Source organism: Vibrio sp. 10N.222.48.A3, assembly GCF_041475345.1.
Lineage (GTDB): Bacteria > Pseudomonadota > Gammaproteobacteria > Enterobacterales > Vibrionaceae > Vibrio > Vibrio tasmaniensis_A.
The window spans coordinates 1-4,099 of sequence record NZ_JBFRVX010000059.1 but is presented as its reverse complement, the minus strand read 5'-3'; the positions used below and the strand labels follow the sequence as shown (position 1 = coordinate 4,099).

Genomic DNA, 4,099 nt, shown 5'->3' with positions numbered 1-4,099 from the left:
TATCAATACTGCCGATTGTAAATATTTTTTCAGGTGGATTTACAAAGGAAAATCTAACTAATACAAAGTTCCTTTATTCACTTGATGTTATTGAAGGGAAAATAAACCCATATTTAGTTCCTCTAGGGGTAAGCATCAAACCTAACTCCGTTGTTGTTGGGAAAGATGGGTGGTTCTTTTTAGGCGATGACCACCAAAAAACAATTTCAGCTTACCGTACAGGCTTTCAAACTGTAGAAGTTCAGGAACGCTCATCAGTAATCATAGAATCACAGACACTCTGGAAAAAGTACTTTCAAAAGAACGGTGTTACAGACTATAAAATATTAGTCGGGCCAAATAAGAGTACAATTTACAACGAATATCTACCTCTATGGGCAAAAACCAGTAGCGAATCGATATCGCATACGCTGTATGACAATGATATCTACATCGACATCAGGCATACAATATCTGACGTTATAAATACTCAAGATTTATACTACAAGACTGATACGCATTGGAATTATTACGGTGCGGGAGTTGCTTTCAATGAGTTTATGTTACGAATCAATAATGAAGGCCTAGTTTTACCTCCTCTTAATTGGAGTAATGTCATACGGAATGATTCATATATCCATGGTGACCTTACAAGATTTCTCCGAGTTGGCAGTCTATATTCTGATCCTAATCCAATAACAGAAGCAAACAATTTACAGTTAAGTCATATCATAAGTGATTACAACAAAGATTCGGTGGTATACAAAGGCACAGCACCATTATATGGGCATAGGGATGACCTGTACTTAATCACAACACCAAAGGCACTCAATAACAAAAAAGTATTATGGTTAAGTGATTCATACGGGAACGCTTTAGCTCCTTATATGACAGCTACCTTTAGCCATATCTTGAAGCAAAACTGGAGTAAACTTTTAGGTACACAAGCGCTCGAACAGTTAATTCAAGAATGGAAACCGGATTACGTTTTTGTCACAGTTGTTGAACGCTATTCACTTGATGATTTATTCCAAGCACCTCCACCAATACAACCGTAACCAATATTGACTGGTACTTTCACAAGCCCCACTTGTGGAAGTACCAGTCAAATCAACTTGAAGGTGATGGTTTGAGCACTTCATAAGCCTCAATAAATGCTTTCTGTTTATTTTCATCAAGCTTATGAGGCACGCCTTTCGGCATTTTGTAACTGATACCATTTATTCATCCCGACAACACTATATTGCACGCGATAAGCAGTTAAAACATGAGCAATAATCTTCTACGTATGATGATATGTACCCACGGTTAGGTGTCAAATCAAGCTTTGGGGTTGTTGCTCAGATAAGTAACTTCTTGAACCACCATTTTTAGGCTTGAGCTTCTTCGATAGTGAATTGTCTTTGAGATGCTGTCTAACCGTTGTTTCATGGGTAAGCAGTGCATCGGCAATTCCTTCAGGACTCTAACCGTTACTAGCATTGAATACAGCTTTGATACCATCGCGAGTTGTATCGTGTTGGTTAATCAACATAATTTTTTATTCATTGGATAGAGTTATTTTCATGTCACCGAGCATGATCTTGATTTTGGCTAAAATCAAGCAACTTCAGTGGTCACGGCTATATCTGTAGTGGCCCACTAATATTGACTACGATCTTAGAATTTAACCAGAACAATCTTCTGACTCATTGGGTGTCAAACCACCGTTGTATTGGTGCGAGCAGAGCTGACAATAATAAACTATAACGATTAATTACACTTCAGCCCTTGTTTAACCTTTTATTGCCTCCATATTTTCCATACAATCCTAAGCGATTATAAATAAAAACAATTTCAATTTCGGAGTCCTCATGAGCGACGTAAAGCACTGTAATTTATTGATTCTTGGTTCTGGCCCTGCTGGCTATACAGCTGCAGTTTACGCTGCTCGTGCAAACCTAAACCCAGTACTGGTTACCGGTATGCAGCAAGGTGGTCAGCTTACAACCACAACAGAAGTGGAAAACTGGCCGGGTGATGCTGAAGGTTTAACGGGTCCAGCACTGATGGATCGCATGAAAGAGCACGCAGAGCGCTTTGAAACAGAGATCCTGTTCGACCACATTAACGAAGTCGATCTATCAAACCGCCCTTTCCGCCTTAAAGGCGATTCTGGCGAGTACACGTGTGATGCATTGATCATCTCAACGGGTGCATCGGCTAAGTACCTAGGTTTAGATTCTGAAGAAGCATTCAAAGGCCGTGGCGTTTCTGCTTGTGCAACGTGTGATGGTTTCTTCTACCGCAACCAGAAAGTTGCAGTTGTGGGTGGTGGTAACACCGCTGTTGAAGAAGCACTTTACCTGTCTAACATCGCGTCTGAAGTTCACTTAGTTCACCGTCGTGACACGTTCCGCGCTGAAAAGATCCTAGTGAAACGTTTAATGGACAAAGTAGAGAACGGCAACATTGTTCTTCACACTGATCGCACGCTAGACGAAGTTCTAGGCGACGATATGGGCGTAACTGGCGTTCGCATTAAAGATACTCAGTCTGACAAAACGGAAGATATCGAAGTAATGGGCGCATTCATTGCTATCGGTCACCAACCAAACACTGAAATTTTCAAAGGCCAAGTCGACATGAAAGATGATTACATCATCGTACAGTCTGGTCTTGAAGGTAACGCAACACAAACCAGCATCCCAGGCGTGTTCGCTGCAGGTGATGTAATGGACCACAACTACCGCCAAGCAATCACTTCTGCTGGTACAGGTTGTATGGCTGCACTGGATGCTGAGCGCTTCCTAGATGGCCTTAACGATAAGTAAATCTGAGATTGCAGATTTGATTATCGGTGCTCTCGCCTCAGTAGATGCAGGGCGTCATCACATTTTGTTGTAAATCCCTAGAGCCCAGTGGTATATCCACTGGGCTTTCTTTTGTATACTAGCCGCCCTCAACAAATAATAATTATCATTAAGCCTTCATAATGGATAAGAAAAAACAACGCAGCTTGAACAAGTGGCTTAAGCAACAGAGTAAGTTAGCGAAACGCTGGCTTATGATTGCGATTAGCCTTGGCGTACTTTCAAGCGTGTTTTTAATTGCTCAAGCAGCTCTTCTCGCCTCTATTCTTCACCAGCTGATCATCGAGAATGTCGATAAATCTGAACTGGTTGGTCATTTCGCAGGCTTGGCATTATCGGTCGTTGGCCGTGCTGGCTGTACATGGGGACGTGAAATCGCAGGTTATCGCTGTGGTGAACAAATCCGCGTCTACATCAGGCAACTCATCCTAGATAAATTACGTGAGTTAGGCCCTGCTTACATTAAAGGTAAACCTGCCGGTACGTGGGCAACGCTGTTGTTAGAACAAGTAGAAGACATGCAAGACTTCTTCTCTCGTTACCTTCCTCAGATGTCTTTATCGGTAATGATTCCATTCATTATTTTGGTTGTGGTGTTCCCAATAAACTGGGCAGCAGGACTGATCTTCTTGATTACGGCTCCACTGGTGCCGATGTTCATGGCACTTGTTGGTATGAAAGCGGCCGATGCAAACCGTAAAAACTTCAAAGCGCTGCAGCGTCTTTCAGGTCACTTTTACGACCGTTTGCAGTCAATGACAACCATTCGTCTATTTGATCGCACCAACGCTGAAACAGAAGTACTTAAAGGTGCATCTGAAGTGTTCAGAACGCGCACCATGGATGTGTTGAAAATCGCTTTCTTGTCTTCTGCGGTACTTGAGTTCTTCACGTCGATCTCTATCGCGATGACCGCGGTTTACTTTGGTTTCACTTACATCGGTGAACTGAACTTCGGTCACTACGGTGTTGGCATTACTCTATTCGCAGGTTTGTTCATCCTTATCTTGGCGCCAGAGTTTTACCAACCTCTGCGTGACTTAGGTACTTTCTACCACGCGAAGCAACAAGCGGTTGGCGCAGCCGAAAGTATTGTCGAGTTCTTAGAAACCGACATCACTAAGGTTAAATCAGGCGACACTCAGCTCGATCCGGCTCAAGGCATCAATATTGAAGCTAGCGACCTAAAAGTGTTAAGCCCTGAAGGCGTTCAATTGGTTGGTCCTATCTCGTTCGCACTTAACACTCGCCAATCGACTGCGTTAGTT

4 protein-coding genes are annotated in these 4,099 nt (G+C 42.6%); 3 read left to right on the top strand and 1 reads right to left on the bottom strand.

The window, feature by feature from the left end; all coding sequences use genetic code 11:
- A partial coding sequence (locus tag AB4653_RS02290; protein WP_372103221.1) for an alginate O-acetyltransferase AlgX-related protein occupies positions 1–1,037 on the top strand: 1,037 nt, incomplete at its 5' end.
- Between the two features lie 52 nt (positions 1,038–1,089).
- Here the strand turns inward: AB4653_RS02290 and AB4653_RS02285 are convergent.
- On the bottom strand, positions 1,090–1,182 hold the full coding sequence (locus tag AB4653_RS02285) for a winged helix-turn-helix domain-containing protein (protein WP_232281805.1): 93 nt from the start codon (positions 1,180–1,182) through the stop codon (positions 1,090–1,092).
- 650 nt (positions 1,183–1,832) lie between these two features.
- Here AB4653_RS02285 and trxB point away from each other — a divergent pair.
- Positions 1,833–2,792, top strand: coding sequence for a thioredoxin-disulfide reductase (gene trxB / locus AB4653_RS02280; RefSeq protein WP_004733400.1), 960 nt, complete (start codon positions 1,833–1,835; stop codon positions 2,790–2,792).
- 161 nt (positions 2,793–2,953) lie between these two features.
- Positions 2,954–4,099: ABC transporter transmembrane domain-containing protein (locus AB4653_RS02275; RefSeq protein ID WP_372103218.1), on the top strand; the 1,146-nt coding region annotated here is incomplete at its 3' end.